The organism is Vibrio sp. 1249-1 (assembly GCF_033340495.1).
Genome location: NZ_JAWOWJ010000163.1, coordinates 1 through 1,010, shown reverse-complemented (window position 1 = coordinate 1,010; position 1,010 = coordinate 1). Strand labels below are relative to the sequence as shown.

2 protein-coding genes are annotated in these 1,010 nt (G+C 43.4%); both read left to right on the top strand.

Features of this window, described 5'->3' with window-relative positions:
* Positions 1 to 192 (top strand): nucleoside monophosphate kinase (locus tag R7Z50_RS24970; RefSeq protein WP_318149415.1); only part of this gene is annotated, 192 nt, incomplete at its 5' end.
* A gap of 105 nt (positions 193 to 297) precedes the next feature.
* Positions 298 to 1,010, top strand: a 713-nt coding sequence (hemH, locus tag R7Z50_RS24965) for a ferrochelatase (protein WP_318149414.1), incomplete at its 3' end; no start/stop codon positions are given.

The window sequence follows — 1,010 nt, the reverse complement described above, 5'->3', positions numbered from 1 at the left end:
GATCTTGTTGTTCGTGATGACGACAAAGAAGAAACAGTACGTGCTCGTCTAGGTGTTTACCACGAGCAAACTGCACCACTTATCGATTACTACGGTAAAGAAGCTGCAGCAGGCAAAACTAAGTACCTAAAATTTGACGGTACTAAGCAAGTTGCTGAAGTAAGTGCTGATATCGAGAAGGCATTAGCATAATAGGTAATACCTATTATCAAAATTTTTAATAATTTTGTTATAGTGAAGCGGCCGTAAGGTCGCTTTTTTTATACATTTTATATGCTGGGAAAACAAAGGGACGCAATGCAAACTAAAAATAAACAAGGTGTGTTACTGGTTAACCTAGGAACACCTGATGAACCTACCGCTCCAGCGGTTAAGCGCTTCTTAAGTCAGTTTCTTCATGATCATCGTGTAGTCGATATGACACGATGGCTTTGGTGTCCAATTTTACATGGTGTGATTCTTCCAATACGCTCGCCAAAGGTCGCTAAGCTGTATGAATCAGTATGGATGGAAGAGGGCTCACCTTTAATGGTGTATTCCAAACGCCAGGCAAAGAAACTTGCTCAGCATCTTGATATGCCTGTGGAACTCGGCATGACTTATGGCAACCCAAGCCTTCAATCTGGTTTTGAAGCTCTTATCGCTCAAGGTGTGGAAGAGGTTATTGTGCTACCGTTGTACCCACAATATTCTGGGACAACCACCGCAGCCGTGTCTGATGGAATCACAAAAGCGTTTAAGCAACTGCCAGTGATGCCAGCATTCAGCTTTATTCGCGATTATCACGATCATCCAATGTACATCGAAGCGCTTGCGCACTCGGTTCGAAAATACTGGGAAGAGTATGGCAAAGGGGATTACTTGCTGTGTTCATATCACGGTATTCCTAAACGTTATGCAGACAATGGCGACATTTATCCTCAGCATTGTGAAGCGACCACTCGCTTGCTTGGTGAGGCGCTTGGTTTATCATCGGATCAGATTGGTATGTCTTATCAGTCTCGTTTTGG